The organism is Rhodovulum bhavnagarense, assembly GCF_004343505.1.
GTDB classification, from domain to species: domain Bacteria; phylum Pseudomonadota; class Alphaproteobacteria; order Rhodobacterales; family Rhodobacteraceae; genus Rhodovulum; species Rhodovulum bhavnagarense.
In genome coordinates, this window is record NZ_SLXU01000021.1 from 1 (window position 1) to 23,084 (window position 23,084).

Genomic DNA, 23,084 nt, shown 5'->3' on the forward strand with positions numbered 1-23,084 from the left:
TCCATGGAGAAACTCCACCCCTGTCATCCAACAGGAAAGGACTCGCAGAACCGGAAAATCACAGGAAGGTGGGGACAGAACACCGTTTACGGTGATTCTCACGTCGACACCGGGTGATCGCATCCCCATCACACCCAACAAGCGGAACGTGATCGTCGGCGTGGCCGATGTGCTCGGCACCCCAGGAAAGCCGGCGATCTCGCCGCAATCGCTAAGTGCGCGCGTGTTTCCGGGTCAGGTCCAGCGCCGGTTCCCGATCGATCATTCGGAGGAATGCGGGCTGGTCTGGCACCGCGGTGAAACCCTGACCTTCGGCGGAGACAAGCAGCGTCGGCTGCTGCAGATCCTGTTCGCAGCCTACTGGTCCAAGTCCCCCGTCCTTCGGATAGCGGCAGTGCTGGAAGAGGCGGGCTACGGCAGCCAGGTGAACACGCTGAAGAAAGCCTTCGGCCGCCGCAACGACTGGCAGCGTTTCATCAGGTTCGATGACGGGAACTGCTGGATCGATCCCTGATCCTGCGACCTCGGTTTTTGCGAAAGGCCGTCCTTCGGGGCGGCCTTTTGACGTTTGAGGGCACCGATCTTCGCGAACTCCCGCTCTGCCTCCCAGCTGCCTCCCCGGTGCCTCCCGCCCGGTCAGCGATGGTCCTTCGCAGGCATTCGGCCAATCGCGAAGGAGACGACGATGTCAGTCACGCATCTCAACCAGGTCGAGCTGGCGGCTCGATGGAAAATCAGCCCGCGCACTTTGGAGCGCTGGCGTTGGACCGGTGAGGGCCCCGCCTTCATCAAGATCGGCGGCCGGGTCGTGTACCGGCTCGAGGATGTCGAGGCGTACGAGGCCAACCGGCACTGTTCGAGCACGGCCGACAAGCCCGCCGTGAAGCTGGCGTGAGGGGGCGGCCATGACGATCCCCAACCGCATCACCCTCGAGAATCTGCCCACCATGCCGGTCGGCGAGATCGCCGCTCTGCCGGGCGACCAGCTGGCGCTCCTGAAGCAGGACGCCGATGAGCGGCTGCGCGCTGCCAAGAACCTCAGCGACTGGCTCGATGGCGCTATCGCGCTGAAATATGGCGACCAGGCGCAGGAGGCGCGCCGCGCGGAAGGCAAGGACACCGGCACGGTCAGGCTGCAGGACGGCCCGGTCACGGTGGTCGCCGAGCTGCCGAAGCGCGTCGATTGGGATCAGGCGATGCTCGCCGGTCTGGTCGAGCGCATCCGGGCGGATGGCGCCGATCCCGCCGAGTACGTGGACATCGCGCTCAGCGTGCCCGAGCGCAAGTACACGGCCTGGCCCACGGACATCCGCCAGGAGTTCGAGCCCGCGCGCACGGTCCGGACGGCCAAGCCCAAGTTCCGGCTGCTGCTTGGCGAGGAGGCGCGCTGATGGCCATCTCGCTCGCATCCCTGCAAACCTCGACGGCTCTGCGCCCGCCGCGTGTGCTGATCCATGGCGTCGCCGGCATCGGCAAATCCACCTTCGCCGCGTCCGCTGACGCGCCGGTTTTCGTCCTCACCGAGGACGGTCTCGGCAAGCTGCAGGTGCCGCACTTCCCGCTGGCGACCAGCTACGCCGAGGTCGCCGAAGCGCTCGACGCCCTGCTCGACGAGGACCACCCCTATTCCACGGTGGTGGTCGACAGCGTGGACTGGCTGGAGCCGCTGATCTGGGCCGAGGCCTGCAGGCGGAACGGCTGGCAGTCGATCGAAAGCCCCGGCTTCGGCAAGGGCTACGCCGAGGCGCTGACCATCTGGCGCGAATACATCGACCGGCTGAACGCGCTCCGCGACCGGAAGGGCATGGCGGTCATCCAGATCGCCCATACCGACATCAAGCGCTTCGACAGCCCCGAGCACGAACCCTACGACCGGTACGTGATCAAGCTGCAGGCCCGCGCGTCCGCGCTGCTGCAGGAGCACTCGGACGTGGTGCTCTTCGCCAACTACCGGATCTCGGTCAGCAAGTCCGACGTGGGCTTCAACAAGAAGGTGACCCGGGCGCTCGGGTCCGGTGCGCGCGTGATGCACACCGAGGAGCGCCCCGCCTTCCTCGCCAAGAACCGCTACGGCCTGCCGGAAACCCTCCCGCTCGAGTGGTCGGAGTTCCTGGCCGCCATGCCCCAATCCGCCTGATTACGACTGAAAGGACAGCACGATGGCACGTTTCGACACCGCCTTTGACGCCGCCGGCATCGAGCCCACCACCGCCTACGAGATCCTGCCCGCGGGCAAGTATCGCGCCCAGATCGTCGAGAGCGAGATGCGCGTCACGAAGAACGGGATGGGGAAGTATCTCTGGCTGATGCTCGACATCCTCGAGGGGCCGCAGCAGGGCCGCAAGGTCTTCGACCAGCTGAACCTGGTGAACGCCAACCCGACCACGGTCGAGATCGCGCAGCGCACGCTGTCTGCGATCTGCCACGCCACGGGCAAGCTGCAGGTGAACGACAGCGAGGACCTGCACCTGATCCCGATGACGATCCAGGTCGGCGTGAAGCCCCCGAAGGACGGCTACGGCGAGCGCAACACGATCCGCTACATGGTGCCGGAGGCCCCGCAGGCGACCCCGCCGAAGCCCGCCGCGACGCAGTCGGCGCCCGCCCGCCCGGCCACCGCGCCCTGGAACCGCAAGAGCTGACGCCCTCGGCCGCCGCGGGCTGAGACCTGCGGCGGCCCGGACATCGACAGACCCGAGAGACCGACCATGACGAATACAACCGACGCGGCCTGCGCGGCCGCGAACGCCCCCGGTTTGCCTGACGACACCCGGCGCCTGATCGAGATCGAGGACGCCATCGCGAAGATCCGCACGCAGATCGCGACCGCCGATCTGGCGCGGCAGCGCACGGCGAAGCCGATCGACCCCGACTGGTTTCACCGAGCGCGCACGGCGCTGCGCCACCTCAACCGCGAGCGCGCCGAGATCGTCGCCCGTCAGGGCGGCCGCCGCCGGCGCGAACGGCTCAAGGACATGATCATCGCCGTCCTGCGCGAACGCCATGACAGCGCCGCCTGGACCGCTGTGCTGGCGGAGGCGCGGGCGCGGCTCGAGCGGGAGGACGCGTGCTGATGGCCGATCTTCCCGAACCCCCGACGCCGACCCTCTCCGCGATCTACGCCTCCTACGAGGCCCGGCAGGGCGACGGCTTCCGCGACCACCTCGGCGCCTCGCTGATCGGCAAGTCCTGCGCCCGCGCGCTCTGGTACGACTTCCGCTGGGCGACGCCCGCGCGGCACACCGGCCGCATCCTGCGGCTGTTCGAGACCGGTCAGCTGGAAGAGGCCCGGCTCGTGCGCGACCTGCGCGCCACCGGCGCGACGGTGCTGGAGGTCGATCCCGAGACCGGGCGGCAGTTCCGCGTCGAGGCTCATGGCGGTCACTTCGGCGGCTCGCTTGATGGTGTCGCGCTCGGGCTGCTCGAAGCGCCGAAGACCTGGCACGTCGTCGAGTTCAAGACGCATTCCGCGAAGAGCTTCGCCGAGCTGGTCGCCAAGGGCGTCGCGCTCGCGAAGCCCCAGCACGCCGCGCAGATGCAGGTGTATATGCACCTGACCGGCATCACGCGGGCGCTCTACGTCGCGGTCTGCAAGGACACGGACGCGCTGCACATCGAGCGCGTCCCGGCCGACCCCGAGATGGGCGAACGCCTGCTGGAAAAGGCGCATCGGATCATCTTCGCCCAGCATCCTCCCGAGCGGATCAGCGCGGATCCCGCCTGGTTCGAGTGCCGGTTCTGCGACCACCACGGGCTCTGTCATGGCGAGGAGGCCGCGGCCGTCACCTGCCGGTCCTGCCTGCATTCGACGCCCGTCGAAGGCGGCTGGCACTGCGCACGCCACGATCGGCTGCTCGACCCGGCCGACCAGCGCCGAGCCTGCCCCCGGCACCTGTTCATCCCCGATCTCGTCCCCGGCGAAGTGATCGACGCAGGCGAGGACTTCGTCTCCTACCGCATGCGCGACGGCTCGGTCTGGACCAACGACGCCCGCAAAGAGGAGGCCGCCGCATGCTGACCCTGCGCCCCTACCAGCAGGCCGCGATCACCTCGATCTACGGCTATTTCGAGAAGGAGAGCGGCAACCCGCTCGTCGTGATCCCCACGGCCGGCGGCAAGAGCCTCGTCATGGCCGCCTTCATCGACGGCGTGCTCAAGGCCTGGCCCGACCAGCGCGTGCTCGTCGTCACCCATGTCCGCGAGCTGATCGCGCAGAACCATGCCGAGATGCTGGGGCTCTGGCCCGAGGCGCCGGCGGGCATCTACTCGGCCGGTCTCGGCCGCCGCGATGCGCGGGCCCGGATCCTCTTCGCCGGCATCCAGTCCATCCACGACAAGGCGACGCGCATCGGCCATGCCGATCTGGTGCTGATCGACGAGGCCCATCTAATCCCCGGCCGGTCGAACACGATGTATCGCCGCTTCCTCAACGATCTGCAGGCGATCAACCCGGCGCTGAAGGTGATCGGGCTGACGGCGACGCCCTTCCGGCTCGACAGCGGCATGCTGCACGAGGGCGAGAACGCGCTCTTCACCGATATCGCCTACGAGGTGTCGGTCCGCGACCTGATCGATCAGGGTTATCTCTCCCCGCTCATCTCGAAGCAGACGAAGACCCGCCTCGACGTGACGGGCGTGGGATCGCGGGGCGGCGAGTTCATCGCGCGGGACCTCGAGGACGCGGTCGACCAGGACGTCATCACGCGCGCGGCCGTGGCCGAGGTGATCGCCCACGGTGAGACGCGCCGGTCCTGGCTCGCCTTCTGTTCCGGCGTGCGCCACGCCACCCATGTCGCCGAGGAGTTCCGCCGCCGCGGGGTGAGCTGCGCCACCATCTTCGGCAAGACGCCGAAGGACGAGCGTGACGCGATCATCGCCGCTTTCAAGCGCGGCGAGATCAGGGCGCTGGCCTCGATGGGCGTGCTGACGACGGGCTTCAACGCGCCGGCCGTGGACCTGATCGCCATGCTGCGGCCCACCAAGTCGGCCGGGCTCTACGTCCAGATGGCCGGTCGGGGCACACGGCTCGCCGAGGGCAAGGAGAACTGCCTCGTTCTCGATTTCGCGGGCAATGTCCGCCGGCATGGCCCCATCGATCTCGTGCGGCCGAAGCGGCCGGGCGGTCCGGGCGACGGGCCGCCGCCCACCAAGATCTGCCCGAATGCGGGACCATCGTGGCCATCGCGGCGCTGGAATGTCCCGGCTGCGGCTTCGAGTTCCCCGGCCGCGAGGTGAAGCTCGAGCCGACCGCATCGACGCTGGAGGTGCTGTCGACCGGCAAGCCGCAATGGGTCGGCGTCACCGACGTCACCTACAGCCGCCACGAGAAGCGCGGCGGGCGGGTCTCGCTGAAGGTCACCTACCGCTGTGGGCTCGCCTTCCACACGGAATGGGTCTGCTTCGAGCACGAGGGCTATCCGCGCCGAAAGGCCGCGAGCTGGTGGCGCGAGCGGGCGCCCGAACTGGAGGTGCCGGAGTCCGTCGACGAGGCGCTCATCCTGGCAGACCGGCTGCGCCGCCCCACCGAGATCGCCGTCCGCCACGCGGGCCGCTTCACCGAAATCACCGCCTACAGGTTCGCCCCATGCCTTACGTCCGTGCCGGGCTCTGCGCCGTCTGCCATCGAGAGCCCCGCGGCTGGGGCTGGTTCGACGCGCGCTTCCGCGTCTCCGACCCGCGGCGCGACACGAGCCGCCGAGACCTCTGCAGCCGGGCTTGCCAGGACATCTGCCACCGGAGGTCGGGCATGATCGATCCGACCCCCAACGAGACGGCGGCCATGGTCGAGGGCGGCAAGGCCGGCGGCGCCTATCTCGACAGCCTCGGCCGGACCGATCTCGCCCAACTCAGCGAGGAGGAGTGGGACACCTTCGTCGAGGTGATCGTCACCGGCTACTGCGACCACCTGCGTGACCTGGCGGCGAAGGACCGTGCACGACTCGACGGCATGATCCCGGAGGTGCCCTTCTGATGGCGGACACCTCGTGGATGGCGCGCGTGGGCGCGCGTCTCGTGACCAACGGCTACGCGATCCTGCCGATTGCGCCCGGCACCAAGAAACCCGGCCAGTTCGCCCGCGCGGCCTGGCACGACTACCCGCAGTGGAACCGGCATGCGAGCCGCGCCACGACCGAGCTCGAGGTCGCGACCTGGTCCAGCTGGCCCGACTGCGGCGTCGGGATCGTCGGCGGCGCGGTCGCCGCGCTCGACATCGACATCGACGAGGACGGCGAGCTGGCGCTGCACATCGAACGCTTGGCCCGCGAACGGCTGGGCGACACCCCTGCGCTCAGGATCGGCAAACCGCCGAAGCGGCTCCTGGTCTATCGGACGACCGAGCCCTTCGCCGGGATCCGGCGCGCGCCGCTTGAGGTGCTCTGCCTCGGTCAGCAGTTCCTGGCGTATGCCAAGTATCCCGATACCGGCCAGCCCTATGCCTGGCCGGACGAGGGGCTCGCTGATCTCGACATCGAGAGCCTGCCCGAAATCGACGCCGAACAGGCAGCGGCCTTCCTCGACGAGGCGTTGGCGCTGATCCCGCCCGAGCTGCGCCCGAAGAGCCTCGGCGCGAAGGGCGCGAACGGGGCCGCGCACCCGTGTCTGCCGGCGCATGCACAGGCCGGCACGCTGGCGGCGATCCGGAGCGCGCTCGCCTGGTTGCCCAATGCCGAGCTCGACTACGACAGCTGGATGCGCATCGGCATGGCGCTGAAGGGCGCGCTGGGCGAGGAGGGTGCTGCGCTCTTCGCCTACTGGTCGGCGCAGGCGGCCAAGAACGATCCGGCCGCAACGACGAAGGCATGGACGAGCTTCAAGCCCGCGCGGATCGGCGCGGGCACGATCTATCACCTCGCCATGGAGAAGGGCTGGCGTCCCGACCCCGACCTGCTGCTCGACGGCAGTCAGAAGGCTTGTGCGGGCGACGAGCATCCCGCGGCGGGCCTCCTCGCGCGGCTCGCCCCGCCCGAAGTCCCGATGCCGATCCTGGCGCCTGCGCCGTCCTTCACGCTGACGATCCCGGGCGGGCTGGTCGGCGATCTCGCGCGCTACATGATCGACACCGCGCGGAGACCGCAGCCGCTTCTCGCGGTGGGAGCCAGCCTCTGCGCCCTCGGCGCGCTGATGGGGCGGCGCTACCGCACGGCGACAGACCTGCGCACGAACCTCTACATCGTCGGCATCGCGGACAGCGGGTCGGGCAAGAACCACGCCCGCGAGGTCGTCAACGAGCTGTTCTTCGCGGCGGGACTCGCCCATCACCTGGGCGGCAACAAGATCGCCTCGGGCGCGGGGCTCCTGACCGCGCTCCACCGTCAGCCGGCGATCCTGTTCCAGATCGACGAGTTCGGGATGTTCCTGGCGGCGGCGGCCGACCGGAAGCGCAGCCCGCGCCATGTCACCGAGATCCTCGACAACATGACCGAGCTCTACACCGCGGCCTGCGGGGTCTTTCTCGGCGCGGAATACGCCAACCGGGACGGCTCGAACGAGCGGCGCGATATCGTCCAGCCGTGCCTCTGCGTCTACGGCACGACGACGCCACTGCATTTCTGGGGGGCGCTGCAGGGCGCCAATGTCGTGGACGGCTCGCTCGCCCGGTTCATCATCCTGCCGAGCGAGGAGGACTACCCGGACGAGAACCGTCGTGCCGGGCTGCGCACGTCGCCGCGCCCACTGATCGAGGGGCTGCAGCGCCTTGCCGAGGGCGGGGGCCGAACGAGCGGCAACCTGGCCGGCAAGACCTCTGGCCCCGAGACCGCCGTCGATCCGATGACGGTGCCGATGAACGACGACGCGCAGGCGCGCTTCGACGCGCTGGGCGAGGAGATCACCGCCGAGCTCAGGGCGGCGGCCGGCACGTTCCACACGCCGATCCTCGCCCGGATCGCGGAGAACGCCGCCAAGGTCGCGCTCGTCCTGGCTGTGGGGCGCGATGCGGTCCATCCCGTCATCCGGCTCGAGGATGCTGGCTGGGCCATCGACTTCGTGCGCCATTTCGCGCGGCGCACCATCGACGCCGTCGAGCGCCATGTCGCCGATACCGAGACCGAGGCGCATCTGAAACGCCTGCGCGAGATCATCCGCAAGGCAGGGGCGGCCGGCGTCACCAAGTCCGAGCTGACCCGCGCCTCGCAGTGGCTCCGGGCGCGCGACCGCGACGACATCCTGCTCACGCTGGTCGAGAGCGGCGATATCGCCACGGTCGAGCAGGAGACCGGGGGGCGGAAGGCCATGCGCTTCCGGGCGATGCGGTGAGGCCCGGAACGATGCTTCCTTCAACCGCCCCCATCCTTCATTTGAAGGAAGTTCCCGCCCAAGCCCCCGTCCCGCAACGGAAATCCAGCGAGCGGGGCTTCTTTCAATATTTCACGCAAAGACCCTCGCGCGCGTGGGTGGGGATGGAAGCCAGACACATACCCCATGACGTAACTGAAATATTGAAAGAAGAGATTTATCCTCATTCTGCCAATGGCTTGCGGCTCCACTTCCTTCAAGCGGACGGGGTGAAGCCATTGAAGGAAGCGCCGGGCGCTCCCGGCATCGACAACGTGACCGTGACCAGACCTCGCGATCCCGGCCCGGGCGCGCGTGCCGCCCTCACCAGGCAGCCGTGCCGCCCCGGCCTCTCAATCGAAGAGGAGGTCGTCATGGACCGCTTCCCACACATCATCGCGGCGCCTGCCACGGCTGCCGGCACTCTCGACCGCTGCATTCTCGCGCTCGATCTCGGCACCAGCACCGGCTGGGCGTTGCGCGCTCCGGACGGGCTGATCACCAGCGGGACCGCGAGCTTCAGGCCCGGCCGCTATGACGGCGGCGGCATGCGCTACCTGCGCTTCACGAACTGGCTCACCGAGATCGACCGGCTGTCGGGGCCAATCGCGGCGATCTGGTTCGAGGAGGTGCGCCGCCACGCCGGAACCGATGCGGCCCATGTCTATGGCGGGCTCATGGCCACGCTGACCGCATGGGCGGAACTGCGCGGCGTGCCCTATGCCGGCGCTCCCGTCGGCACGATCAAGCGTCACGCCACCGGCAAGGGCAACGCGCCGAAGGCGGCGATGATCGCGGCTGCGCGGGCCCGGGGCTTCAGTCCCGCCGACGACAACGAGGCCGACGCCATCGCGCTGCTGCTCTGGGCGATCGAGACGAACGGGGGTGTCGCATGAGGTGGCATCCCAAGGGCTACGGCGGTCAGCGCCGGGATCCGGACCAGGTGAAGCGCGACGGCTGGCGCGAGCAGGGTCTGCTTGCCGTCTCGCTCGAGGACACGCGGCTGACCTGGCCGGAACGCGAACTCGTTCGCCAGCTCGGCGAAAAGCTCTATGGCCCGCGCCCCTCCGACGAGGGAGGGCGCCATGGATAAGTGGACCCCGTCCCTCGTCGAGGCCCGTCTCGCGGAAGCGGCCTTCGTGCTCAAGCGCCTGCCAGAGCCGCGACGGCAGGGCTACTTCAGCACATGGCCCGAGATCGTCCACTCCTTCGCTGACAAGGTAGGCCAGGAGCCGAAGCCCATGCGCGTGCTGCCCTCGCCGCAGGCGATCAGCCGGATGGAGGAGACGCTGACCTGGACCGCCTGCCTCGACCCCGTCGACGGCAAGATCGTCTGGATGCGCGCGCATGGCGAGCGGTGGAAGACCATCTGCTGGACGGTCGGACTGCAGCGCTCGGCCGCCCACCAGCACTGGCTCTACGGGCTCTGCGTCATCTCGCTGAAGCTCAACCGGCGGCGGTTCAACCGCAACCTGTCGAAGCGGCGCGTGATCGAGCTGGCTGGTGGCGCGTAGCTCTGCGCGACAGAGGGGAAGGTGTGCGGCGGACAGTTTTCGACGGGACAGAAAACCGGTTCAGGGGCTAGGTTCGGGATAAGCTCGGGAGAGGCGCGCGCGGCGCGGTCCCGAGCGAAACCATCCTTTCGTTGGCGAGGCCCGCTAAGAAAGGAAAGGCGCTGATCCTTTTCTTGCGGGCCGACTGTCCGCCCCCTCCAAGCCCCCTCGGCCGAGTTCGCGGTTCCTTCCGCGCGACCTGCGTATGCTGGCGGGCTTGGCTCGGCATTTCGCCAGCGTCAGGGCCGGATTTTTGGGAAGCCACCCGGAAGCCGGAGCCACTCGCCACCCGCGCAAACCCCAATGAACGCTGGCCTTCGGGCCGGACACCCCGGATGCCGCTGGACCCTGCGTGGAGTCCGGCACGGCATCCGGAGTCCGGACTCCGGCCGGCATCCACCTCATCGATGGAAACCACCCGCCCATGACGCTGAGCTTCGCCCCCGAGCGGATCGAGATGTGGCCGCTGGCCAAGCTCCAGCCCTACGCGAAGAACGCGAAGGTGCATGGCGTGGACCAGGTGGCGAAGATCGCCGCCAGCATGGCCGAGTTCGGCTGGACCGTGCCGTGCCTCGTCGGCGAGGACGGCGAGCTGATCGCGGGCCACGGGCGCGTCCTGGCCGCCACGCAGCTCGGGCTGACCGAGGCGCCGGTGATCGTGCTCGGGCACCTGACCGAGGCGCAACGCCGGGCGTACCGCATCGCGGACAACAAGCTGACCGAACTCGGCACCTGGGACGAGGCGCTGCTGTCGGCGGAACTGAACGATCTGCTGGCCGAGGATTTCGACCTGTCGCTGGTCGGCTTCTCCGACGGCGAACTCGACAATCTGCTGGCCTACGTCGCGGAAGACGACGGTGAAGAAGGTGGCGCCGGGGGCTCCCTGCCGCCGGTGACCATCCCCGAGCCGCCCCGCAATCCGGCGTCGCAGACGGGCGACCTGTGGATCCTCGGCGACCATCGGCTGCTCTGCGGCGACAGCACAAGCGCGGTCGATGTGCGCCGCCTGATGAATGGCGAGCGGGCGATCCTGTTCGCGACCGACCCACCGTATCTCGTCGATTACGACGGCTCCAACCATCCGACCCGCAACAAGGACTGGTCGGCCTCCTATGGCACGACCTGGGACGACAGTTCGCAGGGCGCGGAGCTTTACGACGGGTTCATCGCCGCCGCCGTGGCTGAGGCGATCACCGAGGACGCTGCCTGGTACTGCTGGCACGCCTCGCGCCGCCAGGCGATGCTCGAGGCCTGCTGGGAGAAAGCGGGCGCCTTCGTCCATCAGCAGATCATCTGGGTGAAGGATCGCGGTGTCCTGACCCGATCGCATTACCTCTGGAAGCATGAGCCCTGTTTCATGGGCTGGCGCCGCCCGAACCGGCCGCCGAAGGTTGCCGAGCAGACGCTGGCCTCGACCTGGGAGATGCCGTCATTCGCCAAGGACGAGCGGCCGGACCATCCGACACCGAAGCCGCTCGACGCCTTCGGCATCCCGATGCGCCAGCACGTCGCCCGCGGCGGCCTCTGCTACGAGCCGTTCTCGGGTTCCGGCTCGCAGATCATGGCGGGCGAGGCCAACGGCCGCCGCGTCTTCGCGATGGAGATCAGCCCGGCCTATGTCGACGTCGCTATCGAGCGCTGGCAGGGCGAGACCGGCCGCGACGCGATCCTCGACGGCGACGGCCGAACCTTCGCCGAGGTGAAGGCCGAGCGGCTGGGCGAGACCCCGGCCGCGGCCGAGGGGGCCCACGCGGCCTGACGACGTGGATGGCGTGGCTCTACCTTCCTCCGGCCTGCCTGCCGGAGACGGGGACGCGTGCCTGTTCGGCCTCTCGCTCTGCTCCGGCGCAGGTGGGCTCGACCTCGGGCTGCACATCGCCTGCCCCGGATATCGCACTGTGGGTCACGTCGAGCGGGATGCCTACGCCGCGGCCACTCTCGTGGCGCGGATGGAAGACGCGTCCCTGGATCAGGCTGTTGTCTGGGACGATGTTGGAACCTTCGACGGCGGCACTTGGCGCGGCGCGGTGGACATCGTCACTGCGGGCTATCCGTGCCAGCCGTTCTCCGTCGCGGGCAAGCGCCGGGGCGCGGACGACTCGCGCCACCTCTGGCCGCATGTTGCTCGGATCATTGGAGAGGTCGAGCCGCCCTTCGTCTTCCTCGAGAATGTCGCCCATCATCTCCGCCTCGGCTTCCCCGAAGTCGCCGGAGGGCTGGTCGGCATGGGCTACCGCCTTGCGGCGGGCCTCTTCACGGCGGCGGAAGTCGGTGCGCCGCATCGGCGCGAGCGGCTCTTCATCCTCGCCCACCGCGAGCGCGACCTCCTGGCCGACCCCGCGCGCCTGCTCTGGGACGCGGTCGAGCGGCGGGAACCGGACGGAGATGATGCGGCTCTGGCCAACGCCGCTGGCGGGCGACAGCAAGGGTACGCGGAACCGGACGAGCAATCGCAGCGAGATGGCGCGCCAGCGCAACGACGGGACGACGCTCTGCGATGCGACGCGGCTCTGGGTGACGCCGACGGCGCGGGATCACAAGGACGGAGCGACGAGCCTCGCGAACACGCCGGTGAACGGCCTGCTTGGCCGCCAGGTCCTGGTGACGCCGACGGCTGGCAGGACTTCCTGCGACATGCCCCGGACGTTGAACCCGCTGTTCGTCGAGGCGCTGATGGGCTGGCCCACCGGGTGGACCGGCTTCGGCTCTGTGGCAACGGAGTTGTCCCGCTGGTCGCGGCGCATGCGCTCCGAACTCTCGCAGCTCAACTGCTGGCCGATGGATGAGGGTGCGCGATGAAACAAAGCCGGGCCATGTCGCTGGTCGAAGCCGTCGCAAACGTGGCGGTCGGCTATGGCGTCGCGGTGGTGACGCAGATCCTGATCTTCCCGATATTCGGGCTGCACACGACACTGGCGCAGAACCTGAAGATGGGCGCAGTGTTCACGATTGTGAGCATCGCGCGCTCCTTCGCCCTGCGGCGGCTGTTCGAGGCGATCCGGGTGCGCAGGACGTCTGAAAGGTCGGCTCGCGGCGCTCTCAACGGTGACGCCAAACCTTGACGGCCGAAACCAGCAGGATCGCGGCAAGCATCGGCAGCAGGATCTCGCCGGGGGCGATGCCCAGCAGGCGCCCGCCGATCCAGGCGCCGAGGATCGACCCTGCCGCCATGACGACGAGGAAGGCACGGTTTCGTGAGAGGACCGAGAAACTGCGATCCTGGCTGTAGCGGGTGAAGCCGACAAGCATGGTCGGAAGGCTGATGGCAAGCGACAGCGATCCTGCCAGCTTGATGTCGGCCCCGAAGAGAAGAACCAGGGTCGGGATCAGCAACTCGCCCCCGGCGACACCGAGTAGCGAGGCGACGACGCCGATGACGAACCCTGCGGCGAGGCCGGCCAGCGCTTGTCCGATCCCGCTCAGCAGCGGCTCGCCCGCCGTGGCGTCGTGGCCGAAAACGAGGGCCGCCGCGATCACGACCAGCAGCGCAGCGATCACCTTGTAGAGGCTTTCGGTGGCGATGCGGGTCGCCCAGCCGGCGCCCAGCCACGCGCCCAGAAGACTGCCGCCGAGCAGGTTGAGAACGATCGACCAGTGCGCAAGGATGGCGTCCACCGGCACGGTTTCGGTTCGGAAGACCAGCGCAGTCGCGACCACGACGAGGCTGACCGCCTTGTTGAGGATGACCGCCTCGAGGGCCGCGAAGCGGAAGAGGCCAATGAGCAGTGGCAGACGGAACTCGGCTCCGCCGAGGCCGATGAGCCCGCCAAGCGTGCCGATCACCGCGCCGGCCGCAAACGCCTCCGGCAGACGTCGCCCCGATTCCCGTACCGTGTTCTCCCGTGTCATATGCCGGGTTCTAAAGGGAAACGGTCCGCCATGCAGCAGGTGATCGGCTGGCCCCATGGAGGGGAGTTCTTTCCGGCACCGCCTTACGATGGCCGACGGCTGTGACCGCCGGTCGAACGAAGCACCGCCGCCCCATTCGGGACGGCGGCATTGGGTCCGTTGTAGTGTGCGGTGTCAGTCGCGCGGCAGGCTGTAGACCCGCCCGCGGCCCTCGACCTTCTCGGAAGTGACTTCGAGGCCGAGCTTCTTCTTGAGCGAGCCGGACATGGCGCCTCTGACTGTGTGAGCTTGCCAGTCGAGGGCCGCAACGATCTCGTCGATGGTCGCGCCGCCCTCGGCGCGGAGCATCTCGATCAGCTTCGCCTGCTTGGTGCCCTTCCGGCGCTGGATCGGGGCGGTCGGCGTTTCCACCGGCGGCGTCTCATCCTGCTCGTCCGTGATCCCGAGGGTGCTGTAGGCGAGCGGGGTGGCGCGCAGCGTGATCGGGCCGCGCTCCTCGTCGTGCCGCCAGACCGTGTTGAGGTCCGTGGCGGCGATTTCCTCGATCAGGCCCTGCTTCAGAAGGCTCTTGCAGACGTTGCCGACCGCGCCGCCCTTGAGGCTGGCGGTGACGGGAAAGACCGCTCCGTCCTCGCGCGCGCAGGCGGTGGACAGGATGACGGCTTGGGCGTCTGAAAGCTGGATCTGTGTCATGGGGTCGTCTCCGTATTCGGGCCCGCGTCATGCGGCGCCTTCTACGACCCCGAGCCGCGCAGGGCGCGCGGCGGGAGTTCCGGCAGCGCCGGAGATCAGCGGGCGTGCTCGCCCTCACCAAAGGCGCTGTCGGTGATGCGCTTCAGGAGGCTGGCGTAGTGTTCGAGGGTGCCGACCATGGCCCAGCCGACCTCGTCGGGATGGCAGTTGAAGTGGTCGTCGCTGAGCGCCTGCAGGCGGGCGAGCATCTCGTCGATCTCCGCCTTCTTGCCGATGAAGGCCGCGAGCGCGGCTTCCTTGTTCCGGCGCGCCTTCTCGGCGCGGAGTTCGTGGCGCGGGGTGGTGATCGGGTTCGGGCGGGTGGTCATCGTGGTGGCTCCGGGTGAGTTGCATCGCTTCGTTGGAGTGACGTTCCCTCTGTCCGCCGCGCTTATCAACTCGATAAGCACATGATTTCGAATGATAATCGGGGCTGGAGATGCAGGGCATGAGCGAGCGCCAGTACGCCGCCCATGTCGGGCTGTCGCGCGGCGCGATCCAGAAGGCGAAGACCGCCGGCCGGCTCGTCCTGCACGAGGATGGCAGCATCGACGCCGCGGCCTCCGACAAGCGGCGGCTGGAGACGACGGACCCGTCGAAGACGAGGAAGGCACCGGCGCCCAAGCTGAAACCCGTGCCCGAGGCCGCCGTCGCCGCCGTCGGCGACACGCTACGGGAACAGGGGCTGTCCGCCCCGGCCGTCGGCGGCGGCACGACCTTCCTGCAGGCGAAGACCGCGAACGAGGTGCTGAAGGCGCAGGAGCGGCGCATCCGTCTGCAGAAGCTGAAGGGGGAACTGGTCGACCGCGCGCGGGCAGAGACGCTGATGTTCTGGCTCGCGCGCGACGAGCGCGACGCCTGGGTGACCTGGCCGGCGCGGGTGGCCGCGCTGATGGCGGCGGAGTTGGGAACGGAGACGGCGGCCATGCAGAAGGTTCTGGAGGCCCATGTCCGCGCCCATCTCGAGGAACTCGCCCAGCCCCGGATCGCCCTCTGAGGATATCGCGGGCTTCGACGGCGCCGAGGCGCTGCTTCGGGCCTGGGGCCGCGGGCTCACGCCCGATCCCTGGCTGACGGTCTCGGAATGGTCGGACACGCATCGCTGGCTGAGCTCACGCGCGAGCGCCGAGCCCGGCCGCTACCGCACCGAGCGCACGCCCTACATGCGCGCGATCATGGACGCGCTCTCGCCCGGCGACCCGACCCAGCGGGTCGTGTTCATGAAGGCTGCGCAGGTCGGCGCGACGGAGGCCGGCAACAACTGGATCGGCTTCGTGATCCACCATGCGCCGGGGCCGATGCTGGCGGTCCAGCCGACGGTGGAGCTGGCCAAGCGCAACTCGCGCCAGCGGATCGACCCGCTGATCGAGGAGAGCCCGGCGCTGAAGGAACGCGTCCGGCCCGCCCGGCGCGGGCGCGCGACAGCGGCAACACGCAGCTGTCGAAGGACTTCCCCGGCGGCGTGCTGGTGATGACCGGCGCCAACTCGGCCGTGGGCCTGCGCTCGATGCCGGCGCGCTACGTCTTTCTCGACGAGGTCGACGCCTATCCGGCCTCGGCCGACGAGGAAGGCGATCCGGTCGGGCTCGCCGAGGCGCGCTCGCTGACTTTCGCCCATCGTCGCAAGGTCTTCCTGGTCTCGACGCCGACCATCCGCGGCGTCAGCCGGATCGAGCGGGAATATGAGGCGAGCGACCAGCGGCGGTTCTTCGTGCCGTGCCCGCATTGCGGCGTGATGCAGTGGTTGCGGTTCGAGCGGCTGCGCTGGGAGAAGGGCAAACCGGAGACGGCGGCCTATCACTGCGATGCCTGCGACGAGCGGATCGAGGAGCACCACAAGCCGGCGATGCTGGCCGCGGGAGAATGGCGGGCCACCGCCGAGGCCCGCGATGCGCGGACGGTGGGGTTTCATCTCTCGGCGCTCTATTCGCCGGCGGGGTGGAAGAGCTGGGCCGATATCGCGCGGGACAAGGAGACGGCGGCGGGCTCGGATGAGGCCGAGCGGGTGTTCCGCAACACCGTGCTCGGCGAGACCTGGATCGAGACCGGTGACGCCCCGGACTGGCAGCGCATCGCCGAGCGGCGCGAGGACTGGCCGGCGGGGACCGTTCCCGACAAGGGTCTGTTCCTGACGGCCGGTGCCGACGTGCAGAAGGACCGTATCGAGGTCGATGTCTGGGCCTGGGGCCGCGGGCTGGAAAGCTGGCTCATCGATCACGTCGTGATCGAGGGAGGACCGGCGCGGCCCGAGGCGTGGGACGCGCTGACCGATCTGCTCGGCCGGAGCTGGCGGCATGCCGGCGGCGCAGAACTGGGCCTTGCGCGGCTCGCCATCGACACGGGCTATGAGACGGCTGCGGTCTATGGCTGGGCCCGCTCGGTCGGCTTTGCGCAGGTGGCGCCGGTAAAGGGCCTCGAAGGCTTCAACCGGGCGAGCCCGGTGTCGGGGCCGACCTTCGTCGACGCGACCGCGGGCGGGAAACGCCTGCGCCGGGGTGCGCGGCTCTGGACCGTGGCCACCTCGACCTTCAAGGCCGAGACCTACCGCTTCCTGCGGCTGGCCCGACCGACGGCTGAGGAGCTGCAGGACGGCGCGGCGTTCGCGCCCGGCACGGTGCATCTGCCCGGCTGGGCCGACACCGAGTGGATCCGCCAGCTGACGGCCGAGCAGCTGGTGACGGTGCGCAACCGCCGCGGCTTCGCGAAGCTCGAATGGCAGAAGCTCCGCGAGCGCAACGAGGCGCTGGATTGCCGGGTCTACGCCCGCGCCGCCGCATGGATCGCGGGCGCCGATCGCTGGCCCGAGGCGACATGGGCCGATCTCGAAGCGCAGCTCGGCGTGCCGAGCGGGATAGACAGTCCCGCCGGCATGATCGGGCGGCCCGACGCGGGCACGCAAGGCAAACGCCGTTCCGACTGGCTCGGGCGGCGGGAAGGATGGTTCTGATGGCGGACTGGACGGAATCGGAACTCGCGGCGCTCCGCCGCGCCTATGCGAGCGGCACGACACGCGTGAGCTATGACGGCAAGACCGTCGACTACGGCTCGGCCGAGGACCTGCTCGGGCGCATCCGCACCATCGAGCGCCAGATCGCCGGGACCACGGCGCGGCCCCTCGCGGGCTTCGCTGGTTTCTCGCGTGGGGATCGCTGATGGTCTCCTGGCTCGACAGGGCCATCGCGAGCGTCGCCCCGCGGACGGCCACGCGCCGCGTGCTTGCGCGACAGGCCTTCGAGGGGCTCGCCCGCTCCTACGAGGGTGCGGCGCGCGGACGGCGCACGGACGGCTGGCACGCGCCGGGCTCTTCCGCCGACGCCGAGATCGGCCGGGCCGGGGCGCTGCTGCGCGACCGGATGCGAGACCTGGTGCGCAACAATCCGCATGCGGCCAAGGCGGTTTCGGTGCTCGTGAACAACATCGTCGGCGCCGGGATCATGCCGCGCGCCGCGAGCGGCGACGCCGCGCTCGACCGGGAGGTGGATCGGCTCTTCGAGATCTGGGCGCGGGGCTGCGACGCCGATGGCCAGCTCGACTTCTACGGGCTGCAGACGCTCGCCTGCCGCGAGATGGTCGAGGCCGGTGAGGTACTGGTGCGCCGCCGCCCGCGGCGCCCCGGCGACGGCGTCATGCCGCCCGTCCAGCTGCAGCTGCTGGAGGCCGATTTCCTTGACGCGACCCGCAACGGCGCGCTTGGATCGGGCCAGGCGGTGCAGGGCATCGAGTTCGACGCGCTCGGCCGGCGCCGGGCCTACTGGCTCTTCGGAGCGCATCCCGGCGACGCCACGCTCAGCCTGACGGGTGGCCTCACCAGCCGGGCGGTGCCGGCCAGCGAGATCGCCCATGTTTACGAGAAGCAGCGCACGCAGGCGCGCGGCGTGCCCTGGGGCGCGCCGGTGATCCGGTCCTTGCGCGATCTCGACGACTACGAGGTGGCCGAGATCGTGCGGAAGAAGACCGAGGCCTGCGTCACCGCCATCGTCTTCGGCGACGAGGAAGCGCAACAGGGCATCGCGCCCGCGGTGGTCGACGCCGACGGCAACCGGGTCGAGCAGTTCGAGCCCGGGCTCATCGCCTATGCCCGCGGCGGCAAGGACATCCGGTTCAACCAGCCCGCGGCCACCGGTGGCTATGGCGAGTACAAGCGGGCGAGCCTGCACACGATCTCGGCCGGGTTCCGGGTGCCTTACGAGCTGCTGACCGGCGATCTCAGCCAGGTGAACTACTCCTCGATCCGCGCGGGGCTCGTGGAGTTCCGCCGGATGATCGACGCGGTCCAGTGGCAGCTCTTCATCCCGATGTTCTGCGCGCCCGTGTGGCGGTGGTTCACGGAGGCTGCATGGGCTGCCGGGCGCATCCCGACGCCGGACGTGCCGGTGGAATGGTCGCCCCCGAAGTTCGAGGCGGTCGACCCACAGAAAGACGCGATGGCGGACCTGCTCGCCATCCGTTCCGGCACCATGACGCTCGCCGAGGCCATCGCTCGGCAAGGTCGCAACCCCGACGCCGTGCTGGCCGAGATCGCGGCGACGAACGCGAAGCTCGACGAGCTGGGCCTCGTGCTCGACAGCGACCCGCGCCGGGTCACCAAGACCGGCAGCGCGCAAGCCAATGCGCCGGCCGACCCCGCATCCGATCCGGATGACCCGGACGCGGAAGCGGCCTGACGAGGATTCATCCATGGAGCAGACGATCGAACTGCCGGCGTTCCGCCGGTCGGCGGAGCTGCGGCCTGCCAGCATCGACCCGGAGACCCGCAGCGTCGAGGTGATCTGGTCGACCGGCGCCCGGGTGCGGCGCGCCGCGCTCTTCGGCGAGCCGCATGACGAGGAACTCAGCATGGCACCCGAGCATGTGCGGCTCGAGCGGCTGAACGCGGGCGCCCCGTTCCTGAAGGTGCATGAGGCGCACGATCTCGACGCGGTGATCGGCTCGGTCGTGCCGGGCTCGGCGCGGATCGAGAACGGACAGGGCATCGCGCGCATCCGGCTCTCCGAACGCGACGCGGTCGGCGACATCTGGCGCGACATCGAGGCCGGGCACATCCGCGCGGTCTCCATCGGCTACCAGGTCCACCGCTTCGAGATCAGCAAGCCCGATGGCCAGCGGGAGCTGTGGCGGGCGGTGGACTGGACCCCGTTCGAGATCTCCGCGGTGCCGGTCGGCGCCGATCCCGCCGCCGGCTTTCGCGCCAAGGGCGAACATCACGACTGCGTCCTCCAACGCCGGGACGCCCCCACCAGCGAAGGAGCATCCCCGATGACGGGCAGGACCCAGACCGCGGCCGAGACGGCCGAGCAGAAGAGCACCACCACGGCAGCGCCCGAGGAGACGAGCATGACCGACGACAAGACTGGCGCTGCCGACAAGCAGACCCGAGCGGCAGACACGAAGCCCAAGGCGACGAAGCCTGCGCCCGATCCGGCACCGGAGGAGCGCGCCCGCGGCGTCGACACCGACGCGCTGGTCAGCGAGGCCCGCGCGCAGGAGCGCGAACGCGTCTCCACGATCCATGGGCTCGCCGACAAGCTCCAGCTCGAGCGCGGCTTCGCCGACGACCTGATCAAGCGCGGCGTCTCCATCGACGAGGCGCGCCGGCTGATCCTCGACCAAGTCGCGGCCAGGGCCGACGAGACCCGGACCTTCCCCCATGTCTCGATCCCGCTCGGCAGGCGCGACGCCACTGTCACGCGGCGCGAGGCGATCTCGAACGCGCTGCTGCACCGCTACAGCCCGACGCTCTTCCCGCTGGAGGACGCGGCACGGGAATACCGTGGCATGACGCTGATGGAGCTCGCCCGCGAAAGCCTCGAGACGGCGGGCGCCAGCACCCGCGGTCTTTCCCGCGACGAGGTGGCCACGCGCGCGCTGCACTCCACCTCGGATTTCCCCGAGATCCTCGCGGCCGTTACCAACAAGACGCTGCGCCAGGCCTACGAGGCCTATCCGCGGACCTTCCCGCTCTTCTGCCGGCAGGTGCTCGCGACCGACTTCAAGGCGATGCACCGCGTCCAGCTGGGCGAGGCGCCGCAGCTTCTGAAGGTCGGCGAAAGCGGCGAATTCAAGCGTGGCACGCTCGGCGAGAGCAAGGAGAGCTACCGCATCGAGACCTACGGCCGCGTCGTCGCGATCACCCGCCAGGTGCTGATCAACGACGATCTCGACGCCTTCACCCGGATCCCGGCGATGTACGGCAACTCCATCGCGCAGCTGGAGTCGGACGTGGTCTGGGACATCGTGACGTCGAACCCCGCGATGGCCGACGGCACGGCGCTGTTCCATTCGACCCACAAGAACCTCGCCGGCACCGGCGCGGCGCTCGGCGTCGACAGTGTGGGCCTTGCACGCGCGGCGATGCGCAAGCAGACCGGGCTCGACAAGAAGACGGTGCTGAACATCCGGCCCGCCTTCCTGATCGTGCCGGCCGCGCTGGAGCTGAAGGCCGAGCAGCTCGTGGCCCAGAATCTCGTGCCGGCGCAGAGCGGCAACGTGGTGCCGCAGTCGATCCGCACGCTCTCGCCCATCGCCGAGCCCCGGCTGGACGCGGCCAGCGAGACGGCCTGGTATCTGGCGGCCTCACCGAACCAGATCGACACCATCGAGTACGCCTATCTCGAGGGTCAGCAGGGCGCCTACATCGAGACGCGCAACGGCTTCGACGTGGACGGCGTCGAGATCAAGTGCCGGCTCGACTTCGGCGCCAAGGCCATCGACTGGCGCGGCCTCTACAAGAACCCCGGCGCGTGAGCCGGGACAAACCCTGAACCCTGATCCCTGACGCACGGGCGGTCCCGATGGGCCGCCCGTCGTCGTATCCAAGAGGACCCCGCGATGAAGAACTACGTCCAGCCCGGCTCCACCCTCACCCTGACCGCGCCCTATGCCGTCGCCGCCGGCGATGGTCTGCTCGTCGGCTCCATCTTCGGCATCGCGGCTGGCGCCGCCGCCATCGGCGAGCCCGTCGAGACGGCGCTCGTCGGCGTCTTCGACCTCACCAAGATCGGCTCGCAGGCCTGGACCGTCGGCGCCAAGGTCTATTGGGACGACACCAACAAGCGCTGCACCACGGTCGCCACCGACAACACGTTGATCGGCGTGGCCGTCGAGGCGGTGGCGGGCGGCGCGGGCGACACCATCGGTCGCGTGCGCCTGAACGGCAGCTTCTGAAACGCTCAGATGCTGACCAGATAACGTCCCTCGAGGTTGTCGAGATGCTCGTGGAGCCATCGTGGTGTTGAGGAAATGCCGCGCCACGATTGCCAAAGCTCTCGGTAGCTCATCGCCTCGAACGCCGGTGATGATCCTGCCACGCGCGCCCTGAACTCCTCGATCTCGTCGCGATGGGATGCGAACTCCGGACCGGCGTTCGGGTTCGCGGGCTCCCAGAACAGATAAAGCAGCGTCACGGAACGGTTTGGGAAGGTTCGAGCCAGTCCGAACGCATGCTTGATGAGCTGGGCCGCGTCGAGCCAAGTGTAATGGTCCGGGTTATCCCGAAGGCGCAGCATTTCGCGGAAGTATCCTTGGTCGCGCCGCGAGTCTCTGATCTGCTCCTCGTATGCGGGCGAGAATTCGGCCCGGTGTGCCGACAGGTGTTCGGTCAGCTTGGACTCGATCCCGACCACGCCGCCGGCGCCGGAAACCACAACGTCGAGATTGGGTGCACGGCCGCCTCGGAGCCCGGTAGGGCATTTCCGTTCGAAACGAAGATCGTCGAAACCGGCGGCCATCGGCATGGCGAGGTCGGCGATCCGGCTCCGAAACGGTGCGAAGCAATTGACCGCCAGCCCTGATGAAGAATGGGCCGCCCGGAACTTGGTCTCCAGTTCGTTGCCGTCGCCCGAGGACAGGTCTGCTTCGAAATCCTCCAGCGAGACCTGCGGAAGCAGCGTGTCTCGAAAATCTGCGACGTAGCCCTTCTGATCGAGGGACGTGTCCGGGTGCTGGCGCATGAACGCCTCTGACAGCGCCTGAACGGCTCGGATCCTCGTCGGGCGCTCTGAAATCGATTCCTGTTTCATGGGAGCAGTATAGCCATGACCAGCGCGTTCGCATCCGCCCTCGACGCGCTCTTCGCCGATGCGCATCTCGCGCGCGACGTCGTCTACACCGCAGAGGGCGGCGCGCCTTCGTTAGTCCGCGCTATCCTTCGCAGGCCAGACGACATCAGCAGCTTCGGCGAGGCGCGCCTCTGGTCCGAAACCACCCGGCTAGATCTGCGCCTCGCCGAGGTGGCGAGCCCACGCCCCGGCGACCGGATCGAGATCGACGGCGAGGCCTTCCTCATCCAGGGCGAGCCCGTCCGCGACCGCGAGCGGCTCGTCTGGACCGTGGATCTGAGTCCCGCGTGAAGCTGAAGCTCGACATCACGCCCGATCTCGTGGCCGCCATGGCTACCGAGGTGAAGGCCGGCGAGAAGGCCGTCACCGCCGCCATGCGCGAGGCCGGGACCGAGCTCAAGACCGCCTGGCGCGGCCAGATCACCGGCGCGGGGCTCGGCCGGCGGCTGGCGAACTCGATCCGCAGCCAGACCTACCCGAAGGCCGGCGAGAGCCTGAACGCTGCGGCGCTGGTCTGGTCCAAGGTAAACGGTGTTCTGTCCCCACCTTCCTGTGATTTTCCGGTTCTGCGAGTCCTTTCCTGTTGGATGACAGGGGTGGAGTTTCTCCATGGAGACTA

Annotated in this window: 28 protein-coding genes and 2 pseudogenes; 26 read left to right on the forward strand and 4 right to left on the reverse strand. The window is 69.0% G+C overall.

Annotated elements, in window-relative coordinates:
• The 18 genes and pseudogenes from EV663_RS14185 to EV663_RS14260 form a co-directional block, all read left to right on the forward strand.
• Positions 1-514 (forward strand): hypothetical protein (locus tag EV663_RS14185; RefSeq protein ID WP_207904439.1); only part of this gene is annotated, 514 nt, incomplete at its 5' end.
• A 171-nt stretch (positions 515-685) separates the two neighbouring features.
• The gene (locus tag EV663_RS14190) at positions 686-895 is read left to right on the forward strand and encodes a helix-turn-helix transcriptional regulator (protein WP_021096360.1); all 210 of its coding nucleotides are present in this window, start codon (positions 686-688) and stop codon (positions 893-895) included.
• 10 nt (positions 896-905) lie between these two features.
• Positions 906-1,391, forward strand: coding sequence for a hypothetical protein (locus EV663_RS14195; RefSeq protein ID WP_132953008.1), 486 nt, complete (start codon positions 906-908; stop codon positions 1,389-1,391).
• Positions 1,391-2,137: an ATP-binding protein gene (locus tag EV663_RS14200; protein WP_132953010.1), complete on the forward strand. Its 747-nt coding sequence runs from the start codon at positions 1,391-1,393 to the stop codon at positions 2,135-2,137. Before EV663_RS14195 ends, EV663_RS14200 begins: the two co-directional genes overlap by 1 nt.
• 22 nt (positions 2,138-2,159) lie before the next feature.
• Entirely contained in the window at positions 2,160-2,642 is a 483-nt protein-coding gene (locus EV663_RS14205) for a DUF669 domain-containing protein (RefSeq protein ID WP_132953012.1), read from the forward strand.
• 66 nt (positions 2,643-2,708) lie between these two features.
• Entirely contained in the window at positions 2,709-3,074 is a 366-nt protein-coding gene (locus tag EV663_RS14210; RefSeq protein ID WP_132953014.1) for a hypothetical protein, read from the forward strand.
• Positions 3,074-4,018 carry a PD-(D/E)XK nuclease family protein gene (locus tag EV663_RS14215; RefSeq protein ID WP_132953016.1) on the forward strand — a complete coding sequence of 315 codons (945 nt, stop codon included), beginning with the start codon at positions 3,074-3,076 and terminating at the stop codon, positions 4,016-4,018. The genes EV663_RS14210 and EV663_RS14215 overlap by 1 nt, the downstream gene beginning before the upstream one ends.
• Entirely contained in the window at positions 4,012-5,235 is a 1,224-nt protein-coding gene (locus tag EV663_RS14220) for a DEAD/DEAH box helicase (RefSeq protein WP_207904440.1), read from the forward strand. The genes EV663_RS14215 and EV663_RS14220 overlap by 7 nt, the downstream gene beginning before the upstream one ends.
• Positions 5,175-5,750: a hypothetical protein gene (locus EV663_RS15760; protein WP_207904441.1), complete on the forward strand. Its 576-nt coding sequence runs from the start codon at positions 5,175-5,177 to the stop codon at positions 5,748-5,750. The genes EV663_RS14220 and EV663_RS15760 overlap by 61 nt, the downstream gene beginning before the upstream one ends.
• On the forward strand, positions 5,747-5,971 hold the full coding sequence (locus EV663_RS14225; RefSeq protein WP_028030858.1) for a DUF6511 domain-containing protein: 225 nt from the start codon (positions 5,747-5,749) through the stop codon (positions 5,969-5,971). The genes EV663_RS15760 and EV663_RS14225 overlap by 4 nt, the downstream gene beginning before the upstream one ends.
• Positions 5,971-8,256: a PriCT-2 domain-containing protein gene (locus tag EV663_RS14230; RefSeq protein ID WP_132953018.1), complete on the forward strand. Its 2,286-nt coding sequence runs from the start codon at positions 5,971-5,973 to the stop codon at positions 8,254-8,256. Before EV663_RS14225 ends, EV663_RS14230 begins: the two co-directional genes overlap by 1 nt.
• An 11-nt stretch (positions 8,257-8,267) precedes the next feature.
• A complete protein-coding gene (locus tag EV663_RS16095; protein WP_481883024.1) occupies positions 8,268-9,170 on the forward strand; it encodes a hypothetical protein in 903 nt (300 codons plus the stop codon).
• Positions 9,167-9,367 (forward strand): hypothetical protein, encoded by a 201-nt coding sequence (locus tag EV663_RS14240; protein ID WP_132953020.1) that lies wholly within the window; start codon positions 9,167-9,169, stop codon positions 9,365-9,367. Before EV663_RS16095 ends, EV663_RS14240 begins: the two co-directional genes overlap by 4 nt.
• On the forward strand, positions 9,360-9,788 hold the full coding sequence (locus EV663_RS14245; RefSeq protein ID WP_132953022.1) for a DUF6362 family protein: 429 nt from the start codon (positions 9,360-9,362) through the stop codon (positions 9,786-9,788). Before EV663_RS14240 ends, EV663_RS14245 begins: the two co-directional genes overlap by 8 nt.
• Before the next feature lie 463 nt (positions 9,789-10,251).
• Complete coding sequence (locus tag EV663_RS14250) at positions 10,252-11,586, forward strand: site-specific DNA-methyltransferase (RefSeq protein ID WP_132953024.1); 1,335 nt, start codon at positions 10,252-10,254, stop codon at positions 11,584-11,586.
• Positions 11,587-11,599: 13 nt separating this feature from the next.
• Positions 11,600-12,088, forward strand: a pseudogene (locus tag EV663_RS15895) (DNA cytosine methyltransferase); the annotation flags it as partial.
• A 199-nt stretch (positions 12,089-12,287) separates the two neighbouring features.
• The gene (locus EV663_RS15900; protein WP_243697976.1) at positions 12,288-12,626 is read left to right on the forward strand and encodes a hypothetical protein; all 339 of its coding nucleotides are present in this window, start codon (positions 12,288-12,290) and stop codon (positions 12,624-12,626) included.
• Entirely contained in the window at positions 12,623-12,889 is a 267-nt protein-coding gene (locus EV663_RS14260) for a DUF7220 family protein (protein WP_132953028.1), read from the forward strand. The genes EV663_RS15900 and EV663_RS14260 overlap by 4 nt, the downstream gene beginning before the upstream one ends.
• On the opposite strand, the gene EV663_RS14265 is transcribed toward EV663_RS14260, so the two are convergent.
• The 3 genes from EV663_RS14265 to EV663_RS14275 all read right to left on the reverse strand — a co-directional run bounded on the left by EV663_RS14265 (position 12,867) and on the right by EV663_RS14275 (position 14,737).
• On the reverse strand, positions 12,867-13,733 hold the full coding sequence (locus EV663_RS14265; RefSeq protein WP_243697974.1) for a sulfite exporter TauE/SafE family protein: 867 nt from the start codon (positions 13,731-13,733) through the stop codon (positions 12,867-12,869). The two genes, EV663_RS14260 and EV663_RS14265, sit on opposite strands and share 23 nt — an antisense overlap.
• Positions 13,734-13,850: 117 nt before the next feature.
• Complete coding sequence (locus EV663_RS14270) at positions 13,851-14,369, reverse strand: DUF3489 domain-containing protein (RefSeq protein ID WP_132953030.1); 519 nt, start codon at positions 14,367-14,369, stop codon at positions 13,851-13,853.
• Between the two features lie 95 nt (positions 14,370-14,464).
• Positions 14,465-14,737 (reverse strand): hypothetical protein, encoded by a 273-nt coding sequence (locus EV663_RS14275; RefSeq protein WP_132953032.1) that lies wholly within the window; start codon positions 14,735-14,737, stop codon positions 14,465-14,467.
• Between the two features lie 110 nt (positions 14,738-14,847).
• Between EV663_RS14275 and EV663_RS14280 the strand changes: the two genes are divergently transcribed.
• The 6 genes and pseudogenes from EV663_RS14280 to EV663_RS14305 all read left to right on the forward strand — a co-directional run bounded on the left by EV663_RS14280 (position 14,848) and on the right by EV663_RS14305 (position 21,572).
• Positions 14,848-15,405, forward strand: coding sequence for a hypothetical protein (locus EV663_RS14280; RefSeq protein WP_132953034.1), 558 nt, complete (start codon positions 14,848-14,850; stop codon positions 15,403-15,405).
• Positions 15,356-17,355 (forward strand): annotated as a pseudogene (locus tag EV663_RS14285) (phage terminase large subunit family protein). The gene EV663_RS14280 and the pseudogene EV663_RS14285 overlap by 50 nt, the downstream one beginning before the upstream one ends.
• Positions 17,355-17,561: a phage head-tail joining protein gene (locus tag EV663_RS14290; protein WP_132953036.1), complete on the forward strand. Its 207-nt coding sequence runs from the start codon at positions 17,355-17,357 to the stop codon at positions 17,559-17,561. The pseudogene EV663_RS14285 and the gene EV663_RS14290 overlap by 1 nt, the downstream one beginning before the upstream one ends.
• A complete protein-coding gene (locus EV663_RS14295) occupies positions 17,561-19,072 on the forward strand; it encodes a phage portal protein (RefSeq protein WP_207904442.1) in 1,512 nt (503 codons plus the stop codon). Before EV663_RS14290 ends, EV663_RS14295 begins: the two co-directional genes overlap by 1 nt.
• A 13-nt stretch (positions 19,073-19,085) precedes the next feature.
• The gene (locus EV663_RS14300) at positions 19,086-21,152 is read left to right on the forward strand and encodes a prohead protease/major capsid protein fusion protein (RefSeq protein ID WP_132953040.1); all 2,067 of its coding nucleotides are present in this window, start codon (positions 19,086-19,088) and stop codon (positions 21,150-21,152) included.
• An 84-nt stretch (positions 21,153-21,236) separates the two neighbouring features.
• Positions 21,237-21,572, forward strand: coding sequence for a DUF2190 family protein (locus EV663_RS14305; protein ID WP_132953042.1), 336 nt, complete (start codon positions 21,237-21,239; stop codon positions 21,570-21,572).
• Between the two features lie 5 nt (positions 21,573-21,577).
• Here EV663_RS14305 and EV663_RS14310 read toward each other — a convergent pair whose 3' ends face one another.
• Complete coding sequence (locus EV663_RS14310; RefSeq protein WP_132953044.1) at positions 21,578-22,426, reverse strand: PGN_0703 family putative restriction endonuclease; 849 nt, start codon at positions 22,424-22,426, stop codon at positions 21,578-21,580.
• A 15-nt stretch (positions 22,427-22,441) separates the two neighbouring features.
• On the opposite strand from EV663_RS14310, the gene EV663_RS14315 reads away from it, so the two are divergent.
• Positions 22,442-22,756, forward strand: a complete 315-nt coding sequence (locus EV663_RS14315) for a head-tail joining protein (protein ID WP_132953046.1) — start codon at positions 22,442-22,444, stop codon at positions 22,754-22,756.
• Positions 22,753-23,084: DUF6441 family protein (locus tag EV663_RS14320; protein ID WP_243697975.1), on the forward strand; the 332-nt coding region annotated here is incomplete at its 3' end. The genes EV663_RS14315 and EV663_RS14320, both read left to right, overlap by 4 nt.

What these genes read in the sequence shown, in the direction of transcription:
- EV663_RS14200 (WP_132953010.1), top strand. Translation starts at nt 1,391, where the DNA reads ATGGCCATCTCGCTCGCATCCCTGCAAACCTCGACGGCTCTGCGCCCG.
- EV663_RS14230 (WP_132953018.1), top strand. Translation starts at nt 5,971, where the DNA reads ATGGCGGACACCTCGTGGATGGCGCGCGTGGGCGCGCGTCTCGTGACC.
- EV663_RS14305 (WP_132953042.1), top strand. Translation starts at nt 21,237, where the DNA reads ATGAAGAACTACGTCCAGCCCGGCTCCACCCTCACCCTGACCGCGCCC.
- EV663_RS14310 (WP_132953044.1), bottom strand. Translation starts at nt 22,426, where the DNA reads ATGAAACAGGAATCGATTTCAGAGCGCCCGACGAGGATCCGAGCCGTT.
- EV663_RS14265 (WP_243697974.1), bottom strand. Translation starts at nt 13,733, where the DNA reads ATGGGGCCAGCCGATCACCTGCTGCATGGCGGACCGTTTCCCTTTAGA.
- EV663_RS14300 (WP_132953040.1), top strand. Translation starts at nt 19,086, where the DNA reads ATGGAGCAGACGATCGAACTGCCGGCGTTCCGCCGGTCGGCGGAGCTG.
- EV663_RS14195 (WP_132953008.1), top strand. Translation starts at nt 906, where the DNA reads ATGACGATCCCCAACCGCATCACCCTCGAGAATCTGCCCACCATGCCG.
- EV663_RS14280 (WP_132953034.1), top strand. Translation starts at nt 14,848, where the DNA reads ATGCAGGGCATGAGCGAGCGCCAGTACGCCGCCCATGTCGGGCTGTCG.
- EV663_RS14290 (WP_132953036.1), top strand. Translation starts at nt 17,355, where the DNA reads ATGGCGGACTGGACGGAATCGGAACTCGCGGCGCTCCGCCGCGCCTAT.
- EV663_RS14275 (WP_132953032.1), bottom strand. Translation starts at nt 14,737, where the DNA reads ATGACCACCCGCCCGAACCCGATCACCACCCCGCGCCACGAACTCCGC.
- EV663_RS14225 (WP_028030858.1), top strand. Translation starts at nt 5,747, where the DNA reads ATGATCGATCCGACCCCCAACGAGACGGCGGCCATGGTCGAGGGCGGC.
- EV663_RS14270 (WP_132953030.1), bottom strand. Translation starts at nt 14,369, where the DNA reads ATGACACAGATCCAGCTTTCAGACGCCCAAGCCGTCATCCTGTCCACC.
- EV663_RS14295 (WP_207904442.1), top strand. Translation starts at nt 17,561, where the DNA reads ATGGTCTCCTGGCTCGACAGGGCCATCGCGAGCGTCGCCCCGCGGACG.
- EV663_RS14245 (WP_132953022.1), top strand. Translation starts at nt 9,360, where the DNA reads ATGGATAAGTGGACCCCGTCCCTCGTCGAGGCCCGTCTCGCGGAAGCG.
- EV663_RS14205 (WP_132953012.1), top strand. Translation starts at nt 2,160, where the DNA reads ATGGCACGTTTCGACACCGCCTTTGACGCCGCCGGCATCGAGCCCACC.
- EV663_RS16095 (WP_481883024.1), top strand. Translation starts at nt 8,268, where the DNA reads ATGCTTCCTTCAACCGCCCCCATCCTTCATTTGAAGGAAGTTCCCGCC.
- EV663_RS14315 (WP_132953046.1), top strand. Translation starts at nt 22,442, where the DNA reads ATGACCAGCGCGTTCGCATCCGCCCTCGACGCGCTCTTCGCCGATGCG.
- EV663_RS14190 (WP_021096360.1), top strand. Translation starts at nt 686, where the DNA reads ATGTCAGTCACGCATCTCAACCAGGTCGAGCTGGCGGCTCGATGGAAA.
- EV663_RS14260 (WP_132953028.1), top strand. Translation starts at nt 12,623, where the DNA reads ATGAAACAAAGCCGGGCCATGTCGCTGGTCGAAGCCGTCGCAAACGTG.
- EV663_RS14250 (WP_132953024.1), top strand. Translation starts at nt 10,252, where the DNA reads ATGACGCTGAGCTTCGCCCCCGAGCGGATCGAGATGTGGCCGCTGGCC.
- EV663_RS14210 (WP_132953014.1), top strand. Translation starts at nt 2,709, where the DNA reads ATGACGAATACAACCGACGCGGCCTGCGCGGCCGCGAACGCCCCCGGT.
- EV663_RS14215 (WP_132953016.1), top strand. Translation starts at nt 3,074, where the DNA reads ATGGCCGATCTTCCCGAACCCCCGACGCCGACCCTCTCCGCGATCTAC.
- EV663_RS14240 (WP_132953020.1), top strand. Translation starts at nt 9,167, where the DNA reads ATGAGGTGGCATCCCAAGGGCTACGGCGGTCAGCGCCGGGATCCGGAC.
- EV663_RS15900 (WP_243697976.1), top strand. Translation starts at nt 12,288, where the DNA reads ATGGCGCGCCAGCGCAACGACGGGACGACGCTCTGCGATGCGACGCGG.
- EV663_RS14220 (WP_207904440.1), top strand. Translation starts at nt 4,012, where the DNA reads ATGCTGACCCTGCGCCCCTACCAGCAGGCCGCGATCACCTCGATCTAC.